Source organism: Pseudomonas sp. W2Oct36 (assembly GCF_041060465.1).
Taxonomy (GTDB): Bacteria; Pseudomonadota; Gammaproteobacteria; order Pseudomonadales; family Pseudomonadaceae; genus Aquipseudomonas; species Aquipseudomonas graminis_B.
Map to the genome: position 1 here is coordinate 137,224 of NZ_JAUERW010000005.1, position 20,484 is coordinate 157,707.

Here is a 20,484-nt window from a genome sequence, read left to right on the forward strand (position 1 = left end):
GACCAAACTCCTGCGTGGATCAGCATCAGATGTGGGCTTTGTGAATGACGAAATCCACGTCCATGACGTCGTAGATCGGCTTGAAATCGCCGTAGGCAGACACGGTACGGAACCCGGCCTCTCGCAACTCTTCCTGCAGGTGTCGCGGACGAATCGGGCACACCCGCAGCCGATACTGTGCACCATCGGCAAAGCGATACACGAACTCGCACACCGACTCGTCGAGTTCGCCGAGGGTGATGCTGGCGGAATTGCCGCAGTAGTAATAGCGCCCCGAAGAGGTGAAGCGCCCGGCGAGAATCGCTTCGAAATTGCGCTGATCGATCAGCAGCATTCCGCCGGGTTTGAGCATCTGCCGAAACCGCTTCAACACCGCGATACGCGCGTCGCGGTCGAACAGATGGCAAAGCGAACTGCCGAGGCACAGCACCGCGTCGAACCTGCCCAGTACGCGAGCGTCCAGCGCTTGCCACTCGCAACGGTGGACCGGCACATCGACGCCCAGCCGATCGAAGTTGCGCCGGGCGCGATCCACCATGGTCGCGCTGCCGTCACACGCGGTGACGTCAAAGCCGGCCTTGTGCAACTGCGCCCCATGAAAGCCGCTGCCGGTGGCGGCATCCAGCACACGCCAGGCGCCGGCCTGGCGCAGCAGGTCGAAGAAAAAAGAACCCTCGCCGGCTGCGCGCTTTTCCCAGTCGATGAGTTCGTCCCAGCGCTCGACGAAGTCCGCCACGTACTGGCGGGTGTAGTCGTGATCGGCGATTGCCGATCGGTCAGCAGGCAGAAGCGCGATGACCGGCGCCATGGGCGGCGACTCCTGTGTGGTGGCTGTTGGTGTGGGGAGTGCCTTCTGCGTACGCCAGGTATTTGCTGCCCAGCTCTTCCGCCCACGCCGCAGCGTCACACACGCGCATCTCGGCCATGGCGAAGTTGAGCTCGCGCTGCATGATCTGCCTCTGCACCTCGCCAAACACCGCCGAGCCGTCGGCACGAATCAGCGTGATGCCGTCGAGCCGCTGCCCCGCCTCATTCACCCTGATCGCCTCTTCCCGGGTCACGCCGTATGGCAGGTCGAGCAGGACTTTGCCCATGCCAACCTTGACCGGATAACCGCCGGGCAACCCCTGAGGCCCGGGCCCATGCACCCGCACCTCATGCTCGGCATGCAGGTTTTCCAGCACCGTCACCGCCGACATGGCGGTGAGGTACTGGCCGTCGACGCCGCCCAGCCGGCTGAATTGACGGGCGACGCAATCGAAAATAGCCTCGGGCGCGTGCTCGCCGGTGCGCTCTTCACCGTCGATCCAGTACGTCAGGTTGAAGATAGGCTCCATGCGTTGCGGCGGCAGGCCATGGCGAGGCACGCAATGGCTGAAATAGTGATGCCCGACCAGCTTGGCGCAGACCTGAGTTGGCAGGCAGCCGGACAAATGCGCAATGGCGCTGCGGGTGGCCGGGATCAGGTTGGCGATGTTGCCGATGCCGACGTCGGGCGCCATGCCGACCTTGTAGAGGATCGGGTTGACCGCATCCGGGAACGCCGCGTTGACCACCAGACTTTTCGGGCAGGACTGTTTGACGGCTCGCATCAGTGCGTAGGCCGGCGCCAGGTGCATCGGCAGCCAGGGCCCGAGCTGCGCCTGATCAAGGGCAGCAAAACGCTCGGCCGGCAACTGCGTGATCACCCGCCAGGATTGCAGCGAGGCACAGTTGAGGATGATGTCCGGGCGAATCTTGAGCAGCGTTTCGGCGTTGCGGCTGATGCAGGCTTCGCGCAGGTCCATCTGATGGCTTTCAATCTGAATGTTGACGTTCTGTTGAAGCGCGGCCAGTCGGATCAGGTTGCACATCCGCGTGGCCTTTCCGAGGTCTCGACTGGCGACGTGGAATTCGAACGGGTTGCGCGGGCCCAGGATCTGCAGGACTTGCAGGCACAGGTTGCCGCCGCCAACGATGAGCAGTTTTTTGCGATGCATGGTGTTCTCCCTGAAATACGTGAGGGACGACGGTGTTTTCGATCGCTAGCGCGGGTAGGCGCCGTTATCCACTGCGATGACTTTTCCGGTCAGGTGACGGCTCTGTTCCGACAGCAGAAACAGAATGACGTCGGCCACGCCGTCCGGCTGAATGGGCTCCTTGAGGATTTCCTGGCGCTCGTACTCACGGCGTCGGTGCTCGGGAATACGGTCATGGATCGAGGTGTCGCGAATCAGCCCCGGGGACACAGCGTTTACCCTGATCCGGGGGCCGAAATTCCAGGCGTTCGCCTTGGTAAGGCCGATCACGCCAGCCTTGGTCACGCCGTACCACGCATCCATGCTGCCGACCTCCCCTGCCACCGACGTGATGTTGACGATGCTGCGCGAGTAGTCGGCCGCCGACTCCCGCCGTGCGAAGTCCTTGGACAGATACCCCAGGGATTTGAGGTTGACGGCCCAGATCTCATCCACTTCCGCGTCGGTGTAGTCGTACACACCTTTGCCGTGATAGATCCCCGCGTTGTTGACCAGGGCATACAGCGCCCGGTGTTTGTGAAGGTCGTACAGGTTGCCGATAAACGACTGATAGACGTGCGCCTGGGAGAAGTCAGCCAGGTGGGTTTCCAGTCGGTGCAGGGGCAGGCTTGCCTGAAGCGACTGCAGGCCCAGTCTGTCGCTGTCCGCTGCGATGACGTAGTAGCCCGCCTTGACGCAGGCCAGGGTGGTGGCCTTGCCAATGCCGTTGGCGGCGCCGGTGATCACGATCTTTTTCATGGCTGTCCCTGCTCGGTGAACTGATTCATGCGTTCGTAGAAAGGTCGATGCAGCTGGTCATACGCCATCAGATGGGGATTATCGTGCAGCGGTCGCGGGTCGAAATCGGCGCTATCCGGCATGATCGTGGTGCTGTTCTCGGCGTCCTTGTGCCAGCTGCGCCAGGCTTTCCATTGCTCGGGGCACCTCGCATTCCAGCTCAATGCTTCGGGCAGGAAATCCAGCTGCAGGTGGTCACAAAGCCTGCGCAGGGTGGTTTCCGGATGGCTGGCCAGGTTCTCGGCGTTGACCACACAAGGGGTTTTGCCGGTCAGCCGCCTGACCTCGCAGAAGACTTCGTACAGCGCTTGATGGCCGATGGCGTGCGCCGGCATCTGCGGGAAGATGGCGTGGTGGGAAACAATCGCCCGGGCCGGGTCGCGAACGATGAAGACGTTCTGTTGCTCTGCGAGAAACTCGGCGTCGGCCTTCAGCGGCGTGAGGCAGTGGTAGGCCATATCCTTATGGAAAACGTGAGCGCGCTGGCGGGCGTCGCGCAACAGGGCCTTGATCGCTTCATAGTCACGGGGCATGCCGCAGTTGAGGTCCCCATGGGGAATGGCGGACTGTTCGTCGAAGGCCATGTGCGAAAACGGCTCGTGAAAAACCTCGAAGTCACCGCGCTCGATGAACACCCTTTCGAGGATCGTCGACCGCGAGCGGGGATGGGCCCAGAGGCCGATCATGCGGTTCATGCGCGGCCCTCCATGGTCGTTTTGTGACGCGCGACGGGCGGCGTGGAAACGGGCGGATCAAGCGTGTCGGCGATGAAGCACTGCAGACGCTGCACGCCCAGGCGTGCGTCATTGCCCGCAGTCAGGAACGCCGGATAACGGGCGTATTCGTCCGAGGTCAGGCCGCCCTCAAAGTACGCCTGGTTGAAATACGGAATGGCCAGAAGGCGGTCCAGCACTTTGCCGGGAATCTGCACCCATTCCGTCGCCGGTGCGATGCTGCGCCCGGCCTGCTGACGGCGTATGAGGAATTCGATGAGTTCAGGCGTCAACGTGTACAGCGTGGTGTCGGCGCCGGTGCGCTGCAGGTGCCAGCAATGTTCACGCCCACGCGCATCGGTGTCGACCTTGATACTGCACAGCAACAGTTGCGCCGGTGTCTCGCACCGTCGCATCAGCGCCTGCATCGCCTGGTACACCGCAAGTTCGGCCCAGCGCTTATCCGTCTGGCCAAGGTGGAGGCGACGGCCCCGCGCCTGCCGCTCGAATTCCGGTTCCGCACCCAGCCGGCCGATCATGAAGCTCACCACGTAACGCGCCCGCTCCGTGTTCACACCGTTGGCAAGCGCCCGCTGACGCCCGGCGTGAATGGCCTTGAGGCAGGCATCCAGCTGAGAGACGCTAAAACAGAAGGTGTTATTGATCGAGCAGCCCCGGGCGACCAGTTGCTCGATGGCGCGATAGCCCTGGGCGCTGCCCGGGATCTTGATCATGATGTTCGGCGCCAGCGCCGCCAGTTCGAGCCCGCGGGCCACCAGCGCGTCCTGATTCATACAGTGCCCGCCCTCGATCTGCGCGGACAGCCAGCCCGTTCGATGCCAGGATTGCAGGAACAGCGGTAGTAACAGCTGCGCGCTGTCGATGATCAGTTGGTCATAAAGCGATCGCAGGCGAATGTCCGCAGGCATGGACGCCGGCAAGGTGTGGAGGAATGATCGGTAGTGGGCTGAATGGGTCACCAACGCCTGCCCCATCAACGCAGGATTTGTAGTGGCTCCGCTGACACCCGCGGCCGATGAACCCAGTGCTTCAGGCAACAGCGCAATAACCGACGACTGCATATCCGGGTAGGTCTGTAATAACCGCCTTTGGCACTGCTTATATATAAGGGGTGAAGAATCGAACCATACTTCCGAATCGGAATTATATGTTTTTAAAAGCTGAACGAAGCCGGAAACATCCATGAGGGTGTCCTTCCCTTTTCGATTAAGTCACGAAGATCAAGGCCCCGGCTGCATACGGGCAAAATGCCAGCTTATTCAAGCTGATAGTCAAGGATCTGAGCCTTCGACACATTACGATGGATCCATTCCCATAACCTGTCAAACGTAATTCGCCGGGATTTTAATGCCAAATTAGAATAAGAAACACTCTTTGTTATTGCTGATATGAAGATGAATCTCTATCAGAATTTCTTCCCTTTTTCGAAGTAACTCAAACGAATGAAAATTAATGTTCAATACAAGATCCAGTGCAAAATTGTATTGATGCGTCATGATTCACAATAAAAGTTACACCCAGGGATCGCTGAATTAATTAGTCATACTACTTATATTAATGAGTGGCCAAGATGTAAGCGTATGTGTCGTCAACACGTTTCTCCGAGGAACAAGCGACGGCTTTCTTGCAGTGCGCCTTGCACGTTCTCCTCGACGACCGTCAGCCATTGGGTTAAGAAAGCGCAGGGGCGGTCACCGCACTGCGCCACTCAAAAAAAACAGACCAAGAGACCTGACCGTGAGCAAACCTTCCGCTACCGAACGCTACAGCTACAAAGCCCGCTGGTTTCACTGGGTGATGGCGATCCTGATTGTGCTGGCGTATGCGCTGATCCTGAGCCGCACCCAGCTGGCCCGTGGCAGTGACGCGCGGACTTTCGTTGTGCAAACGCATTTCTGGGTCGGCATCGTGGTGCTGGTCATGGCGTTTTTCCGCATCGCCGAGCGTCACCGCCACACGCCGCCGGGGATTACTCCGCCCCTGGAAGGCGTATTGCGTCTGGCCGCCACGCTGTCCCATTACGCGCTGTATGCGTTCCTGTTCGCGCAACCGCTGCTGGGTCTGTTCACGGTGCTGCTGGAGCGCGGCGCACTGCCGATCCCCTTGACATCCCTGAGCATTCCCGCGCCGTTCGACCTGTCCAAGGACACCGCCGAAACGCTGGAGCATTACCACGTCTTGCTGGGCACGATTTTCTACTACGTCATCGGCCTGCACGTGATTGCGGCGATCTGGCACCACTTCGTGCGCAAGGACAACACCGTCAAGCGCATGGTGTAGGCCGGACCGTTCATTCGGCGGCGCCGCTTGCGTCAGCCTGCTGCGGATCAGCGAGGACCGACTGAATCCACCCGCCCATCCACCGGATCCGGCGGTACGGCGCCGTCCTGGCTGGTGTCGATGCCGACCACCACCGACATCCCGGGGCGCAGCCGGTCCACGTCGTGCTGGTCGTCGTCGATGGTGATGCGCACCGGGATGCGCTGGGCGATCTTGACGAAGTTGCCGGTGGCGTTGTCCGCCGGCAGCAGGCTGAACTCGGACCCCGCCGCCGGTGAGATGCGCTGCACCCGACCGCGCATCTTCAGGTTTTCCAGGGCATCGACGGTGAAGCTCACCGGCTGGCCCAGGCGCACGTTGGCCATCTGGGTCTCTTTCATGTTGGCGATGATCCAGCGCGGACGCGGCACCAGGGCCATCAACTGCGCGCCGGAATTGACGTACGCCCCCAGGCGCACCCCGATCTGCCCCAGCTGACCGTCCCGAGGCGCGGTAATGCGCGTGTTGGTCAGATCAATCCGCGCCAGCTCTATGGCGGCCTCGGCGTTCTTCACCGAGGCCTCCAGCGAGCCGCGATTGACGATCACCGTCTGCAGGTCCTGACGGGAAATCTCCAGCGCTGCCTTGGCTTCGGCCAGTGCCGCTTTCGCCTGCGCATCCGCGGCGCGGGTCACGTCGAATTCGCTCTTGGACACCGAACCATCGGTCACCAGTGCCTGACCGCGGCGAAGGTCGGCAGCGGCTTTTTCACTCTGCGCCTGGGCATTCGCAACGGCCGCCTGACGCTGGGCGATGGTGGCCTCGGCGCTGCGCCGTTGCTGCAGATTATTGGCCAGTGCGGCCTTCTGGACGCCCAACTGCGCAATGCCCTGATCGAGATGCTGCTGGTAAATCCGGTCGTCGATGCGCACCAGCAGGTCGCCCTTCTTCACCCACTGGAAATCCTGCACCGGCACTTCGTAGACGTAGCCACTCAGCTGCGGACCGATAAGCGTGGTCTGCCCGCGAATCAGCGCGTTCTCGGTGCTTTCAATCGGGCTGCTGAACGGCGGCAACTGCCACGCGTAGAGCACCACCAGCACACCCGCCAGCGCAATGCCGCCGAACAGAATCGACGACACCAGGCGTATGCGCGCCGAACGCGGTTGCGTGGTGGCCGGCATGACCGCCGGTGCAGGTGCTGCGGAGGTTGCCTGAGACGGAGCCGAGCCGCCCGCAGAACTGTTGGAAGCGTTGCCAGAAGGTTTACCGGGTTCTGTCATGAAGGTTGAGCGCCAGAAGGTGTGAGAGGAGATGCCGCAGGGGTCGCCGGAGTAAAGGGTGCGACCGGCTCGGTGGTGATCCACAGCCAGGTGGCGCGGCTGGTGATCCAGATCATGGTCAGCACCGCGATGACAGCGATCAGCATGAACACATCGTTGTACGCCAGGGTATTGGCTTCGCGGGTGGCGGCGGTCGCCAGCGAGCGAATGCCCAGGCTGGTGCGCGCGGCCGGGTCGGCGATGGCGGACATATACGCGCCGCTCGCGCTTTGCAGGCGCGACTGCACCTGGGCATCGATCAGCGTGACGTGCTCGACGATGTGCGCCGAGTGAAATTTCTCGCGCCAGACCTGAAAAGTGCCCAGCAACGCCGAGCCGATCAAGCTGCCGACGTTCTGGGTAATCCCGAACATCACCGAAAAACTGACCATGTTGCGCGGGTTGCTGATCACCCCGCTGATGCCCATCACCAGAGTCGGCCCCAGAAAGAAGGTGCCGCCGAACGCCAGCAAAAACTGGCTGAAATACATCTGCGGCTCGCGGGTGAGGTTGGTAGAGAAGCTGTCCATGCTCGAGCCGACAGCCATCAACGCCAGGGAAATAATCAGCGGCTTGAACAGGTGCTGGGGATTGATCGTCAGCGCGCTGACCGCAAGGCCCGCAACGCTGCCCAGCAGCATGAACAGGTACAGCGTGTGCAACTGCTCGGTGCCCTGATTCAAGCCCTGAAGAAAACCGACCGCGCCGGTGGATTGCTCCGACAGCACGATGCGCGTCAGCAGCACGCCGAAGGCGAAGCGGATCATCCGGCCACTGCCCAGCCAGCGGGTAATCAACAGCGGGCGGGTGCGGTTGTGCTCGATGCACAGTCCGGCGAGGATCAGCACGATGGACGACGCCAGGGCGATGCCGATCCACGGCTCTTCAAGCCACCATTCGATCCGCCCCAGGGACAACGCCGCGCACAATGCCGCAAAGCCTGATGCCAGCAAGGCGAAGGTCAGGAAGTCGAGTTTTTCGAAGGCTTTGAAGCGATCACCGGGTGGCAGTTTGAGAATCAGCACGCAGCCCAGGGACAGCAGGCACATGCCCAGTTCGAACAGGTAAAGCCCGCGCCACTCGGCAATCTGCAGCAGGTCTTCGGAGACCAGTCGCGCCAGCGGCGTTGCCAGCTGCGCCGTGCCGAGGCCCAGCACCAGCGCTTTCATCCGCCACTTCTGCGGGAAGGCCTGGATCATGTAATACAGGCCCAGCGAACTCAGCGCCGCGCCTACCATGCCATGGGCCGCTCGAACGGCAACCGCCGATTCGATGTCGTTGACGAACAGGTGAGCAAAGGTGACCAGGGCGTACAGCACCAGGAACACTTCAGTGAACGCCCGCAAACCAAACTGCTGGCGAAACTTCACCAGCAGCAGGTTCATCGACACGTTGGTCATGACATACGCGGCGGGCAGCCAGGCGATTTCGGCCTGGGTAGCGCCGAGCGAGCCCTGCAGGTACTGGAGGTTGGCGACCACCAGCGCATTGCCGAGCCCGCCGGTCAGCGCCACGATGACGCCAACGATGGCATAGGCCCAGCGTTTCGGCGTCGCGTGCAAGGGCGTCGACGGCGACCCCGGCAACGTCGGTCGCTCGTGGGGGGCCCAGTCGTGGGGTCTGTACTTGTCGTTCATTGAGCGAACCTGATGAATGCCATGCAATACCACTGAAGCGCGATGGGGCGGGCTCTATCAGCGCTGCCCCCGTCAAAGCTAGCTGATCATTCTCAGTTCGCGCGCCTGCTCCAGTGTGACATCCACTGCGTGAATGCTCGCTTGCCTGTGTTTGAGCATCCCGCCGCTGCGGCCGTTGAACACCGCATTGATCTCCGAAAGAATCGACAACGCCACGCTGTGCGGCGCGTCGCCGCCCAGATCAAGGCCAACCGGGTAATGGAGGCTGGCTTTAGCCGCGGCGTCGCGGAGCTGATCCGGCAGCTCGTCGAGCAAACGCTCGGTGCGGCTGCGCGGCCCGAGCTGGCCGATATAGCGCGGCGTCGACTCAAGGACCTGCCCCAGCCAGTGACGGTCCTGGGTCAGGCTATGGGTCATCACCACCACGGCGGCATCGGCGACCATTGCGTGCAATTCAGGCATCGGCTGCAGCGGCGCCGACAGCACCTGGTCGGCGTCCGGGAAACGCTGGGGCCGGGCGAAGTGCGAGCGCGCATCGATCACCGTGATGTGCCAGCCCTGCAGACGCGCCATGCTGACCAGCGGCATCGCGTCGTGCCCGGCACCGAAGACCACCAGCCGGCGGGGCGCAGCGATGTATTCGAGGAGGACTTCGACGGCGCCGTCGGCGCTGTCGTAAGTACGTGTGGCTGAACGGCGGGCGTCGAGCACCGTTTTCAGGTCCTCGGCCACGGCCGTCGCCAGCCAGCGTTCGCGCATTTCACTCTGGACCTGCCCGGATGCACGGATGGCCACCCGCTCGCCCAGTGCCGTGTGGCGTTCGCTTTGCGTACCGATCACTGTCGCCAGCGCAGCGCCAGTGCCGCTCGCCTTGACCTCACGCAGCACGTCGACCACCAGGCTCGCCGCCTGCGGATCTATCCGTTCGAAGAGGATGTGCACCGTGCCGTTGCAGCCCAGGCCGAAGCTGAGTTCGGCATCTTCGAGCTCGTCGTCATCCTCGCCGGTGCTGTACGTGCGCATGGACGGCTTGCCGTTGGCGGTCAGCCACCAGGCCTTCTTGCTGACGTCGCTTTCCAGGCATCCGCCGCTGACGGTGCCGGTGGCTTCGCCCATCGGCGCAATAATCATCCGCGCGCCGGGGCGCCGGTAAGCCGAGCCTTCGACCTTGACCACCGTGGCGATCACCACTTCCTGCTGCCCGGTCTGCGCTTCATCAAGCGCCCCCAGCAGACTGGATAGATCATTCATGCGCGTCCCCAAAAACCGGTTCATTCATCTGACGTGATTCACTTTTAACCTGACTCCTGACCTGCAACGCCCCTGCCCTCTCGGACAAACGTGCTGTTGTGCTGACTGCCAGTTGCCGCGCAGGTTCAGGTTTTGCCCACAAGACGTACGTCCTGGGTAGCGCAACTGCGCTGGAATGGCCGGCAGGGTAACGCAGACTGGCCGCTCATTGGCCATCGGTCACCGACTGCGCGAATCAACCCACGCTGTGACTACACTCGGTGCGTGCCGTTAAATCCATGCAAACGCTGATGACTCAAGGCATCGACGTACGCGTGGGCAGTGGCCATCCTTCGTTTGGATATTTCGGTTGAACATTCCGGGCCACACGAGCCTCAAACCCTGAATCGCCGTACCGCCTGGCTGCGTGGAATCACTCCACCGGGTCCACCGGGCATCGGCAACGCCGGAGAGCACCTGATGACGCGCCAACTACGCCAGCTTCGTGAAACATCCGCTACCCACACCCTGTGCCAGCGCTTTCAAAGTGTGCGGGAACGTACCGAATTTCTGGTCGAGCCACTGAGCGCCGAGGACATGGTGGTGCAGTCGATGCCCGACGCCAGCCCGGCCAAGTGGCACATGGCGCACACCACGTGGTTCTTCGAAACCTTTCTGCTGGCGCCGAATCTGCCGGGTTATGAAGCCTTCGATCCGACATTCGGTTACCTGTTCAATTCCTATTACGAAGCGGTCGGCCCGCGTCATCCCCGCCCCCAACGCGGGTTGATGACCCGGCCAAGCGTCGATCAGGTGCTGGCCTACCGCAGGCACGTCGACGAAAACATGACGACGCTGTTGATGACGCCGCTCAGCGACGAGATGACCAGCCTGATCGAGCTGGGTCTTGCCCACGAGGAGCAGCATCAGGAGCTGCTGCTGATGGACATTCTTCATCTGTTCAGCCTGTCGTCCCTGAAACCCGCCTACAGCCCGCGCTGGCCGAAAGACCCATCGGGGCGTCGCGGTCACTTCAAGCCGCTGAGCGCCGGCCTGACCGAGATCGGCCACGACGGCGACGGTTTTTCTTTCGACAACGAAGGCCCGCGCCACACCACGTATTTGCAGTCCTTTGAGATCAGCGACCGGCTGGTGACCAACGGCGAGTGGCTGAGTTTTATTGCCGACGGCGGCTACCACACTGCCGCCCTGTGGCTGTCCGAGGGCTGGAGCCTGGTGCAGGAAAACGGCTGGAACTCGCCCATGTACTGGCAGCACGACGAGAACGGCTGGAAGCGCATGAGCCTGCGCGGCCTTGAGTCGATCGACCCGTCTGCGCCGGTGACCCACATCAGTTATTACGAAGCCGCCGCATTCGCCCTCTGGGCCGACGCGCGCCTGCCCACCGAAGCGGAATGGGAAGCCGCCGCCCGCGCCGGCTTGCTCGAGCAGGTGGACGACGTCGCCTGGCAGTGGACGCAAAGCGCCTACAGCGCCTACCCAGGCTTCAAGCCCTCAGTGGGCGCGGTCGGTGAGTACAACGGCAAATTCATGGTCAATCAGATGGTCCTGCGCGGCGGCGCCAGCGTCACGTCGCCCGATCATTGCCGTCTGACCTACCGCAACTTCTTCCACGCCGACAAGCGCTGGATGGTCTCCGGCCTGCGTCTGGCCCGTGACAGCCGTCAGCCCGGCGTCGTGGACCCGAACGACAGCGAATTCGCCCGGGACGTGGTGGCCGGTCTTGGCGCTGCGGTGAAAACCCTGTCGCCCAAGTATTTCTACGACGCAGCGGGTTCCGACCTGTTCGAAGCCATCTGCGAAACCCCCGAGTACTACCCGACCCGCGCCGAAACCGGGCTGCTGAAAGGCATCGCCGCGCAGATTGCCGCGACCATTCCCTCCGGCGCAGCGCTGGTGGAGTTCGGCAGCGGCGCCAGCGAGAAGACGCGCCTGGTGCTCGATGCCGCGCCGCACATCGCCGTTTACGTGCCGATCGACATCAGCGCAACGGCGCTCAACAAGGCCGCGCGGTCATTGCGCCAGCGCTACCCTGCGCTGATCGTTGCCCCGCAAGTCGATGACTTTACCCGGGTGCTCACCCTGCCTGAAGAAGCCGACGGCCACACCCGCGTGGGCTTCTTCCCGGGTTCCACCATCGGCAACTTCAGCCACGAGCAGGCCGTGGATTTCCTCCACAGCGCCCATGAGGTCCTGGGGGAAAACGCGCATTTCATCGTCGGTGTCGATATGGTCAAGGATGAGCAGACACTGGTAGCGGCTTACGATGACGCCGAGGGCGTGACCGCGCAGTTCAACAAGAACCTGCTGACCCGCATCAATCGCGAGCTGAACGCCGACTTCGATGTGTCCGCCTTCGATCATCTGGCGGTGTGGAACGCCGACCAGGCCTGCATGGAAATGCACCTGGTCAGCCGCAAGCAGCAGAGCGTCACCGTCGCCGGGCACACCTTCCGCTTTGCCGCCGGGGAACGACTGCACACTGAGAACTCCCACAAGTTTACCGTTGAATCGTTCACCGAATTGGCCGCCCGTGCAGGGTGGACCGTCAGCGAATGCTGGATCAGCGAGGCGCCGGAAATGGCGCTGTTCAGCCTGCAGGCGTGACTGGGGTCATGCGCCCGGCCCCGCAGGAATCTTCATTTTCATTTGCAAAATGGCGCTGGTAGCATCCATCAGCACCCTCACGGATCCCGGCTGTTCAGCCGGGAATTGAGTACAACAAAAATCAACAGGGATTCAGCGATGACGGCTCAGGTACTACCTGCCGAATACGCGGGCGAGCAATCAGCCTGCGAGAGCGTTCTGTCCGACGTACGCAATCATATCGGTCACATCACCCTCAACCGCCCCCAGGGCTTGAACGCCATCGACCTGCACATGGTGCGGCAGCTGCAGTTTCAGCTGGACGCCTGGGCGAAGGATGACAACGTTTACGCCGTGGTCCTGCGCGGATCAGGCGAAAAGGCGTTTTGCGCCGGCGGCGACATCCGCTCGCTGTACGACAGCTTCAAAACCGGTCGAAACGAGCACCTGGACTTCTTCGTCGAAGAATACGCGCTGGACCTCACCCTTCATCATTACCGCAAACCCGTGATTGCCCTGATGGACGGCTTCGTGCTAGGCGGTGGCATGGGCCTGGCCCAGGGGGCGGACCTGCGCGTGGTCACCGAACGCAGCCGTCTGGCAATGCCGGAAGTGGCGATCGGTTATTTCCCTGACGTAGGCGGCAGCTACTTTCTGCCCCGGATACCGGGCGAGCTGGGGATTTACCTCGGCGTCACCGGCGTGCAGATCCAGGCCGCCGATGCGCTGTATTGCGGGCTGGCGAACTGGTACCTCAACAGCCAGCGCCTTGAAGACCTCGATCTGCAGTTGGATAACCTGAAGTGGAGCCTGACCCCGCTCAAGGATGTACAGGGCGCGCTGGCGAAACTCGGCGTGCAGCACTTGCCTGCGCCGCCGCTGGCAAAGCTGCGGCCGGCCATTGATCATTTCTTCGCGCTGCCGGACATCCCGAGCATCATCGAACAACTGCTGGAGGTGACCGTCCACGACACCCATGCCTGGGCCGTCGACACTGCCAACCTGATGCAGACCCGTTCACCCCTGGCGATGGCGGTCACTCTGGAGCTGCTGCGCCGCGGCCGGCATATGCCGCTTGAGCGTTGCTTCGCCCTGGAGCTGCATCTGGACCGCCAGTGGTTTGAACGCGGTGACCTGATCGAAGGCGTGCGCGCCTTGATCGTCGACAAAGACAAGAAACCGCAATGGAGCCCCTCCAGCGTGCAGGCCTTGAATGCCGAGCACGTGGCAAGCTTCTTCAGCGGTCATGAGGCGTGACCTATGCAAGATCTTGAATTGACCGAAGAACAAGTGATGATCCGCGACATGGCGCGGGACTTCGCGCGCAATGAAATCGCGCCCCATGCCCAGGCCTGGGAAAAGGCCGGCTGGATCGACGACGCGCTCGTGGCAAAGATGGGCGAATTGGGCCTGCTCGGCATGATCGTCCCCGAGGAATGGGGCGGCAGCTACATCGACTATGTCGCCTATGCGCTGGCCGTCGAAGAAATCTCTGCCGCCGACGGCGCCACCGGTACGCTCATGAGCGTGCACAGCTCGGTGGGCTGCGGGCCGGTGCTCAATTACGGCAGCGACGCGCAGAAACAACAGTGGCTGGAAAAACTCGCCAGCGGCCAGGCCATCGGCTGCTTCTGCCTGACCGAACCCCAGGCCGGCTCCGAAGCCCACAACCTGCGCACCCGTGCCGAATTGAAAGACGGCGAGTGGGTGCTCAACGGCGCCAAGCAGTTCGTCAGCAACGGCAAGCGCGCACAGCTGGCGATCGTCTTCGCGGTGACCGACCCGGAGCTGGGCAAGCGCGGCCTGTCAGCGTTTCTGGTGCCCACCGACAACCCCGGCTACCGCGTCGACCGCATGGAACACAAGATGGGTATCCGTGCATCCGACACCTGCGCCGTGACCCTGAGCGATTGCCGGATTCCGGCGGAAAACCTCTTGGGTGAACGCGGCAAGGGACTGTCCATTGCCCTTTCAAACCTGGAAGGCGGACGCATCGGCATTGCCGCCCAGGCCCTGGGCATCGCCCGTGCGGCATTCGAGGCGGCACTGGGCTACGCCCGTGAGCGGGTGCAGTTCGACAAGCCGATCATCGAGCACCAGAGCGTCGCCAATCTGCTGGCCGACATGCACACCCGCATCAACGCCTCACGGCTGCTGGTCCTGCACGCCGCGCGCTTGAGAACGGCGGGCAAACCCTGTCTGTCGGAAGCGTCCCAGGCCAAGCTGTTCGCCTCGGAAATGGCCGAATGGGTCTGTTCCAAGGCGGTGCAGATTCACGGCGGCTACGGCTATCTGGAAGATTACCCGGTGGAGCGATACTACCGGGACGCGCGGATCACCCAGATCTACGAAGGCTCCAGCGAAATCCAGCGCCTGCTGATCGCCCGCGAGCTGCGCCACTACTCGCTGTAAGGTACGTGCCGGCTCGCCGACACCGGCGCCTGCCCATCAAGGACAGACGCCGAGCCTGAAGGCTCGGCGTCTGTCACTCAGCGGCCGCCCGGCGAAGGGCTCGGCACGACAAAGCTTCGGCGCCCCAGCCGCAGCACCAGCAGGGTTACCGAATCGGCGTTGGCCAGAATAACCCGGCTGCGTTTCTGGGCATCGCTCATAAACACATCGCGGGCATCGTCCAGGGTCTTGCACTTGGTGAGCTTCAGGATCGCGTCGTACTCGAAACTCTCCTCCTCATCGAAATCGCGCCACTCGCCGTCCGTGAATTGCAGAAACAGGTCCTTCTTCACGCTCAGATGCGACAACCCAGACGATTGCATGCGTTCGATGTCTCCCCTCAGCTTGATGTTGTTGGCATTGTTTTCCAGCAGCAGGTCGGGATACGGCGCCGTGCTTTCCAGGTAGGCAATGTCGTGGGTATCGAGCACCAGATGCGAGAGTTCATGGATCAAGGTGGCCGCGCGGTAATGGGCCGGGCAATCGAACCCTTCGTTCGCCGCCTCAGGCTTCAGTGGAAACGGCGGCGCATCAAAATACCGGTCGGTCAGAAACACGCGCTTTTTCGGGTCTCGTTTAATGACGAAGCCCATGGTGCCCTCCCGCCCCGAGCGGTTGGTGCCCACCACAAAGCGTGGCGAAGAATAGGGTGACAGCGACGCATCCATCACTTCATCAAACAGCGCCTTGACCGCGCGTTCGGTGTCGACCAGCAGCTCTTGACCGGGCTCACTGACCCCGAAAAAGTCGCCAATGATCTGCGTGACCCTCGGGTCCAGCGGCGTGCCGGGGGCATGCACGTTGAGGTTGTCCAGCGCATTTTCGAGGTACCTTTTGGCCTGCAGATGGGCTTCACCGATACGCTGGGCGCGCTCCCGATAGAAGGTCCGTATGTCGGCCATGCCGCTGGCCTCGATAAGCAGCACGTCGTCAGCACTGACATCGGCAGCGTGGCTCCGCAGTTTGGTCATGGCCCCGCCGCCGCCCTTCAGACCGGACTCGATATCCAGCTGCCAGCGCTGCCTGTCGTCCAGCTTCAGGCTCGGGCCGGGCGATCGGTCGGGGCCGATAATCATCCAGCGGCCACTCTCGGCCTGACGGCGCACTTCATAGACCCGCCCGGAAACAGCAGCATACGCCCTGCCGTTTTCCGTGTTCATGAACAGACTCAGCAGGTCGTCCCGGCGCAAGTCCTTGAGCGAGACGTTCCGGGCCTCCAGCGCATGCAGACGGGTCAGCTGCTCGCCTGTGAGCGTGGCGCCTCCCCAGAAGAACACCGGCGCAGGCACCTCCTCGCCCTCCACCAGATCGGCGCTGATCAACTCGTCTTTTTCAGCCTGGTCCCGGGCCGTCATCATGACGCCCAGGGCGGCAGAAAATTCGGAGAGGGCTTCCCCCCAGTGACGCCCGGAGGCCGACGCGGCTGACGCACGAAACAACGTATGGCTCTGCCACAGCGCGATCATCGTGCCAAGCTTGCCGGGCATGACACTCAGTACCTGCTCAAGGCCAAGGGACGCCAGAAACTGGCGTGACGCGTGATCGGCCTCCTGATTCGTGACCGTGTCGGACTTACCGATGTCCACCAGCAGGCTCATGGTGTCGGTGAACATGAACTGCAGCGAGTTGCCGTTTTCCTCAGCCAGTGACACCGTGACCGGACCCGGTGTGTGTGTCGGCACATCCCCGAACCCCTGCGCAAAGAACGGCAGGTGAGGCTCAATGAAGCCGCCGTGTTCATACCGCTTGCGAACTTCCGGGTCCACTCGCTGCAGCAACAACGCTTGCAGGCTCGCATCACTGCGGATATCGGCCTCCAGCGCCGACAGGCTGGCGTACTCGCGGAAGACAAAATCGCGGTGGAACACGGCGTGCAGGATCACCGGACCGCTGGCGCCCGCCTCGGCGCAGATCAGATAAATGCCCTTGAGGATGTCGGGCGTCATGCCTGCGTCGGCGACCAGCCGCAACGCACTGATAATGACGCGCACCCCGTTGACCGGTTCACGGGCGATCCCGTCAGGCATCTCAACCACACGCGAGATGAACGCGTAGGCTTCGGCGCTCAGCTGTCCTTCAAGCTTCTGCTGCATCGCCACCGCCTGCATCATCGGTGGCAGTTGGTCGATAAACAGCTTGTTGCGCCTCACCCATTTGGCATCCGCGGGGTTCAACGTCTGACGCAGCAGCGTCCTGAATCCTGTGCCGACGTCCAGCTTTCGCACCGTGCTGCGCAGGTAATCGGGCGTGATCAGGCGGGCTGCCTCTGGGTCGCCGGCGTCATTGATGCTCAATACACCGTCCGGGATGTCGGAAAAGCGATTGATCGCGTAATCGGTCAGCGTCTCACTGTGCACGAGGGTGGCGGCCGGAATCCCTGACGGGATCTGGCCAACGCCGGTGGGCGCCGCAACGTAGCGGCGCTGGGTGACGGTGATCTCGTCGGGGTGCAGGACATGCTCGGGAAAATCCTTGCGCATCTGTTCGAGCAGCCGGTCGCGTGCGTAATCCGAGAGCGTCGGGATGTCGAAGAGAAAGTCTTCCTCGCCGTCGCTGGCCAGAAAGAAACGACGCCATATCGCGTTATACGCTCGAAGGTCGCCGGGCGATGCCGCCTTCAGCCAGTCCGGCAGCAGCTCTTGAAAGAGCGTGTTATCGATCCGCACCGACAGGGCATCGAGCATCTCGATCAATTGCGTGTCCAGCTCGGTGGCCCGGGCAAGGCGCGTGAACAGCCCGGCTTCAAAGCGACAACGCCGGGCGCGGGCGCACATCTGCTGGAGGTTCTGTGACTGTCGGTCAAACACGCTTTGCTGCAACGCCTCGATCGCGTGGCCGGCGCGATGACTGAAATGAATGCGAATCGGACCCGCAGGGTGCGCTTGCAGGTGGTTGCGCAGCAGCACACGGTCGCGTTCCCCCAAAAGCGCCAGCCAACGCTCGCTATGAGCGCCACGCAAGCGACTGCCTATTTTGTCGCTCAATGCCTGCTTGGAGACGAAATACTCCCAGCCCAGCTGGCAGCTCCAGAACATCACGCCCGCATCGAGGGCCAGGGGTTGCCAGAGGGCCATTGAGTCACTGAGGGTGGCCCCCGGCTGTGGGCCGTAGACCAGCGACACCGCAAACACTTCAGTGGTCGGCGCCCCCGGCTCGGTCCGCTGCGCGCGGACCGGCGCGTTCAGCACTTGCATGACCATGCTCGCCGACGCGCTTGTCACCTGCTCCATTCGCTGGCGCAGTGCCAGATCGAGCCGCAACGTGTCTTCCCTGAGGACCAGCGCCATGGCAACCGGTTGCAGCTGCCTGTCGCCCAGACGCGCAAGGCCCGTGCGCAAGCGCCTGAAGTGGTCGAGATAACGTTCGATGAAATCCGCCGCCACGCGCTTGAGCATGAAGCGGATGAGCTCGATATCCAGGTGTGCCCCCGCGGCCTGGGCGGTGAGCAGCACCTGCGCCGACGATTCGAGCGGATCGCAACGGTGTCCGCTGACGCGTTCCAGCAACAGCGCCACCAGATCCATCGACGTGGCACTCAAGGTCTCACTGATGGCGACGGAGTCTGGTTCGACATCGGAGGAGCCCAGCGGCAGCGACTCCAGCCAGCGCACCCGCACCTCGCTCGCGCGCAATCCCCGGGCCGACGCCACGCACAGATATCGTTGCAGCGCCTGCTCGGCGTAACCGGCAAGGACGTTGTCCAGCTCGCGAAGATGCGCCGCATTGGCATCGAACACTTGGGTTCGCTCCAGCCAGGAAGGCGGCGTTGGTTGCAGTTGGGTCGGCTGGGAAGGGTCGGACGCTGACAGTTGACTGCCAATGCTCTCTGGCTCCGTGACGGCCACCACCAAGTCATCGTTGGCGCTGCTGCACCAGACGGCGGCGAAGTCCATTGGCTGCTCGCGGCGCCAGCGTCCGGCGCTGAAGTGCAGTTGACGAGGGTCGATCAGTTGGCGCACGTCCAGCGCGTCGTCGTACATCGCCGAGATCATTTCCGACTCGGTCGACAACCCCGTGACGAACTGCAGATTGCGCGCCTGCAGCGCAAGGATGGAATCAACCCGTTCGCCCAGCAGGGGCCCGCTGATGCGTTGCATCGAAAGGGACAGGGCGCCTTCGCGCAGCAACAGGGGCTGATCGGCCAGCGCCAGTGTCGGGCGGAGCATCTCGCGTCCTTCCGGGGTCGAGCAAAAGGCACTCAGCGCCGTCAGATTGGCGAATCGGCGCAGGCCGTGCTCCGGCGTAAACCACAGCAACGGCAACGCTGCCGGGCTGACATCGAAGACCAGGGTGCCGGCCAGTGGCTTTGCAGGGGCGCCCGGCACATGCAGCGCGAGACGACTGCAGTGGAACTCGGCGTCTGATGCGGTAAAGCGCGGCCCGGCCACGAGCAACGGCCGCAACAACGCTTGCTCCTGCCGAGTGAGATTCGCCTCGTGGCCATAACGGTAGAGCTCATGGCACAGGCTCGTGGCGTAAATTTGCATGGCCATGTCACGGCACGAACCGGCCGCGTGTCGCTGCCCCCAATAGTCGCTTAGCAATTGGGCGAATCGAGCAGGCACCGCAGGAATCGTCTCGCGTATGGCCTGAGCGAACAACGCCGCATCGCTGTCGCTCGCCACTCGCCCCTGCGCATCCAGGTACTGCATCGTCACGCCCTGGTCCAGCTCGGCACGGCACACGGCTTCATACGCCGTTTGAACCAGCGTCTGGGTCCTGAACACGAGTTCTTCTTCGGCACTGGAAGCCGGCTGCACCAGGCGCATGAGGTGCGTCGCCGGATCCATCTGCTGATCCGGCAACAGCCGGCGCAGCTGCAGGGCCAGGGACGAATTGACCGCGCCGATCAGGTCCGGGATCAGCTTCAACTGGTCGGTGAACTGCCTGACTGAATGGGCCTGGTACTCAACGATGGCTTCCATTTGCGCCTGGAAAGCATCGCCGTCGATTTTTTCGTATTCGAACGAGGCCAATGGATCATCGTTGGCAAATCGCCTGAGCAGCGTCGCCAAAAGCTGTGCGCGATCTTCGAAAGCTTCAACACCGGACGCAAGGGTAAACAGAAACACACGCGGATCGGCGGTCTGGCCATGGCTGAACATCAACGCCGCGCTGAGCTCCAGCGAGTTGGGCAGGCCGTCATTGAGCAGCAGCTGATCCACTCGGACCGGATCGGCATCATCGGTTGCCGGCGCGCCTGCTGCGCGTTTCAGCCAAGTCTGTTCGGATGACACGAGAAGATCGGCAGTGACGGCGCGGTCGAGTTCTTCGAGGAAGCGCCGTCGCAATGACGCGCTGTTGAAGTACGTGGTGGTAACGGTGGACATGACAACTCCTTGAGCACAAGCGCCCACGGCCGGCATTGGCCGGGCATGGGCAGGAAAGGCTGGGAGCGTAGGGAAGAAATCCACCGCGATTGCGGTACATAACGCTATACACGGGCAAG

Annotated in this window: 13 protein-coding genes; 4 read left to right on the plus strand and 9 right to left on the minus strand. The window is 62.5% G+C overall.

What is annotated here, in order from left to right; all coding sequences use genetic code 11:
- Nucleotides 1-25: 25 nt before the first annotated feature.
- From QWI18_RS09950 to QWI18_RS09970, 5 genes are read right to left on the minus strand one after another with little or no spacing between them, the layout of a single operon-like run.
- Nucleotides 26-808: a bifunctional 2-polyprenyl-6-hydroxyphenol methylase/3-demethylubiquinol 3-O-methyltransferase UbiG gene (locus tag QWI18_RS09950; RefSeq protein ID WP_192134698.1), complete on the minus strand. Its 783-nt coding sequence runs from the start codon at nt 806-808 to the stop codon at nt 26-28.
- The gene (locus tag QWI18_RS09955; RefSeq protein ID WP_192134696.1) at nt 777-1,979 is read right to left on the minus strand and encodes a hypothetical protein; all 1,203 of its coding nucleotides are present in this window, start codon (nt 1,977-1,979) and stop codon (nt 777-779) included. The genes QWI18_RS09950 and QWI18_RS09955 overlap by 32 nt, the downstream gene beginning before the upstream one ends.
- Nucleotides 1,980-2,024: 45 nt before the next feature.
- The gene (locus tag QWI18_RS09960) at nt 2,025-2,756 is read right to left on the minus strand and encodes an SDR family NAD(P)-dependent oxidoreductase (RefSeq protein ID WP_192134694.1); all 732 of its coding nucleotides are present in this window, start codon (nt 2,754-2,756) and stop codon (nt 2,025-2,027) included.
- Entirely contained in the window at nt 2,753-3,490 is a 738-nt protein-coding gene (locus QWI18_RS09965; RefSeq protein WP_192134692.1) for a sulfotransferase family protein, read from the minus strand. Before QWI18_RS09965 ends, QWI18_RS09960 begins: the two co-directional genes overlap by 4 nt.
- On the minus strand, nt 3,487-4,590 hold the full coding sequence (locus QWI18_RS09970) for a transaldolase family protein (RefSeq protein ID WP_369318762.1): 1,104 nt from the start codon (nt 4,588-4,590) through the stop codon (nt 3,487-3,489). Before QWI18_RS09970 ends, QWI18_RS09965 begins: the two co-directional genes overlap by 4 nt.
- A 676-nt stretch (nt 4,591-5,266) precedes the next feature.
- On the opposite strand from QWI18_RS09970, the gene QWI18_RS09975 reads away from it, so the two are divergent.
- Complete coding sequence (locus tag QWI18_RS09975; RefSeq protein ID WP_167355767.1) at nt 5,267-5,809, plus strand: cytochrome b; 543 nt, start codon at nt 5,267-5,269, stop codon at nt 5,807-5,809.
- Nucleotides 5,810-5,856: 47 nt separating this feature from the next.
- Here QWI18_RS09975 and QWI18_RS09980 read toward each other — a convergent pair whose 3' ends face one another.
- The 3 genes from QWI18_RS09980 to QWI18_RS09990 all read right to left on the minus strand — a co-directional run bounded on the left by QWI18_RS09980 (nt 5,857) and on the right by QWI18_RS09990 (nt 9,998).
- Nucleotides 5,857-6,972 carry an HlyD family secretion protein gene (locus QWI18_RS09980; protein WP_369318809.1) on the minus strand — a complete coding sequence of 372 codons (1,116 nt, stop codon included), beginning with the start codon at nt 6,970-6,972 and terminating at the stop codon, nt 5,857-5,859.
- Between the two features lie 95 nt (nt 6,973-7,067).
- Nucleotides 7,068-8,747, minus strand: a complete 1,680-nt coding sequence (locus QWI18_RS09985) for an MFS transporter (protein WP_369318763.1) — start codon at nt 8,745-8,747, stop codon at nt 7,068-7,070.
- A 78-nt stretch (nt 8,748-8,825) separates the two neighbouring features.
- Nucleotides 8,826-9,998, minus strand: coding sequence for an XdhC family protein (locus QWI18_RS09990; protein WP_369318764.1), 1,173 nt, complete (start codon nt 9,996-9,998; stop codon nt 8,826-8,828).
- 459 nt (nt 9,999-10,457) lie between these two features.
- On the opposite strand from QWI18_RS09990, the gene egtB reads away from it, so the two are divergent.
- From egtB to QWI18_RS10005, 3 genes are all read left to right on the plus strand, one after another.
- Nucleotides 10,458-12,605, plus strand: coding sequence for an ergothioneine biosynthesis protein EgtB (gene egtB, locus QWI18_RS09995; protein WP_192134683.1), 2,148 nt, complete (start codon nt 10,458-10,460; stop codon nt 12,603-12,605).
- A 138-nt stretch (nt 12,606-12,743) separates the two neighbouring features.
- Complete coding sequence (locus QWI18_RS10000) at nt 12,744-13,841, plus strand: enoyl-CoA hydratase/isomerase family protein (protein ID WP_369318765.1); 1,098 nt, start codon at nt 12,744-12,746, stop codon at nt 13,839-13,841.
- Between the two features lie 3 nt (nt 13,842-13,844).
- Nucleotides 13,845-14,996, plus strand: coding sequence for an acyl-CoA dehydrogenase family protein (locus QWI18_RS10005; protein ID WP_192134679.1), 1,152 nt, complete (start codon nt 13,845-13,847; stop codon nt 14,994-14,996).
- A gap of 77 nt (nt 14,997-15,073) precedes the next feature.
- On the opposite strand, the gene QWI18_RS10010 is transcribed toward QWI18_RS10005, so the two are convergent.
- Nucleotides 15,074-20,365: a DUF6543 domain-containing protein gene (locus QWI18_RS10010; RefSeq protein ID WP_369318766.1), complete on the minus strand. Its 5,292-nt coding sequence runs from the start codon at nt 20,363-20,365 to the stop codon at nt 15,074-15,076.
- Nucleotides 20,366-20,484: the final 119 nt, after the last annotated feature.

What these genes read in the sequence shown, in the direction of transcription:
- QWI18_RS09990 (WP_369318764.1), bottom strand. Translation starts at nt 9,998, where the DNA reads ATGAATGATCTATCCAGTCTGCTGGGGGCGCTTGATGAAGCGCAGACC.
- QWI18_RS10000 (WP_369318765.1), top strand. Translation starts at nt 12,744, where the DNA reads ATGACGGCTCAGGTACTACCTGCCGAATACGCGGGCGAGCAATCAGCC.
- QWI18_RS09955 (WP_192134696.1), bottom strand. Translation starts at nt 1,979, where the DNA reads ATGCATCGCAAAAAACTGCTCATCGTTGGCGGCGGCAACCTGTGCCTG.
- QWI18_RS09950 (WP_192134698.1), bottom strand. Translation starts at nt 808, where the DNA reads ATGGCGCCGGTCATCGCGCTTCTGCCTGCTGACCGATCGGCAATCGCC.
- QWI18_RS10010 (WP_369318766.1), bottom strand. Translation starts at nt 20,365, where the DNA reads ATGTCCACCGTTACCACCACGTACTTCAACAGCGCGTCATTGCGACGG.
- QWI18_RS09985 (WP_369318763.1), bottom strand. Translation starts at nt 8,747, where the DNA reads ATGAACGACAAGTACAGACCCCACGACTGGGCCCCCCACGAGCGACCG.
- QWI18_RS10005 (WP_192134679.1), top strand. Translation starts at nt 13,845, where the DNA reads ATGCAAGATCTTGAATTGACCGAAGAACAAGTGATGATCCGCGACATG.
- QWI18_RS09960 (WP_192134694.1), bottom strand. Translation starts at nt 2,756, where the DNA reads ATGAAAAAGATCGTGATCACCGGCGCCGCCAACGGCATTGGCAAGGCC.
- egtB (WP_192134683.1), top strand. Translation starts at nt 10,458, where the DNA reads ATGACGCGCCAACTACGCCAGCTTCGTGAAACATCCGCTACCCACACC.
- QWI18_RS09980 (WP_369318809.1), bottom strand. Translation starts at nt 6,972, where the DNA reads ATGCCGGCCACCACGCAACCGCGTTCGGCGCGCATACGCCTGGTGTCG.
- QWI18_RS09965 (WP_192134692.1), bottom strand. Translation starts at nt 3,490, where the DNA reads ATGAACCGCATGATCGGCCTCTGGGCCCATCCCCGCTCGCGGTCGACG.
- QWI18_RS09970 (WP_369318762.1), bottom strand. Translation starts at nt 4,590, where the DNA reads ATGCAGTCGTCGGTTATTGCGCTGTTGCCTGAAGCACTGGGTTCATCG.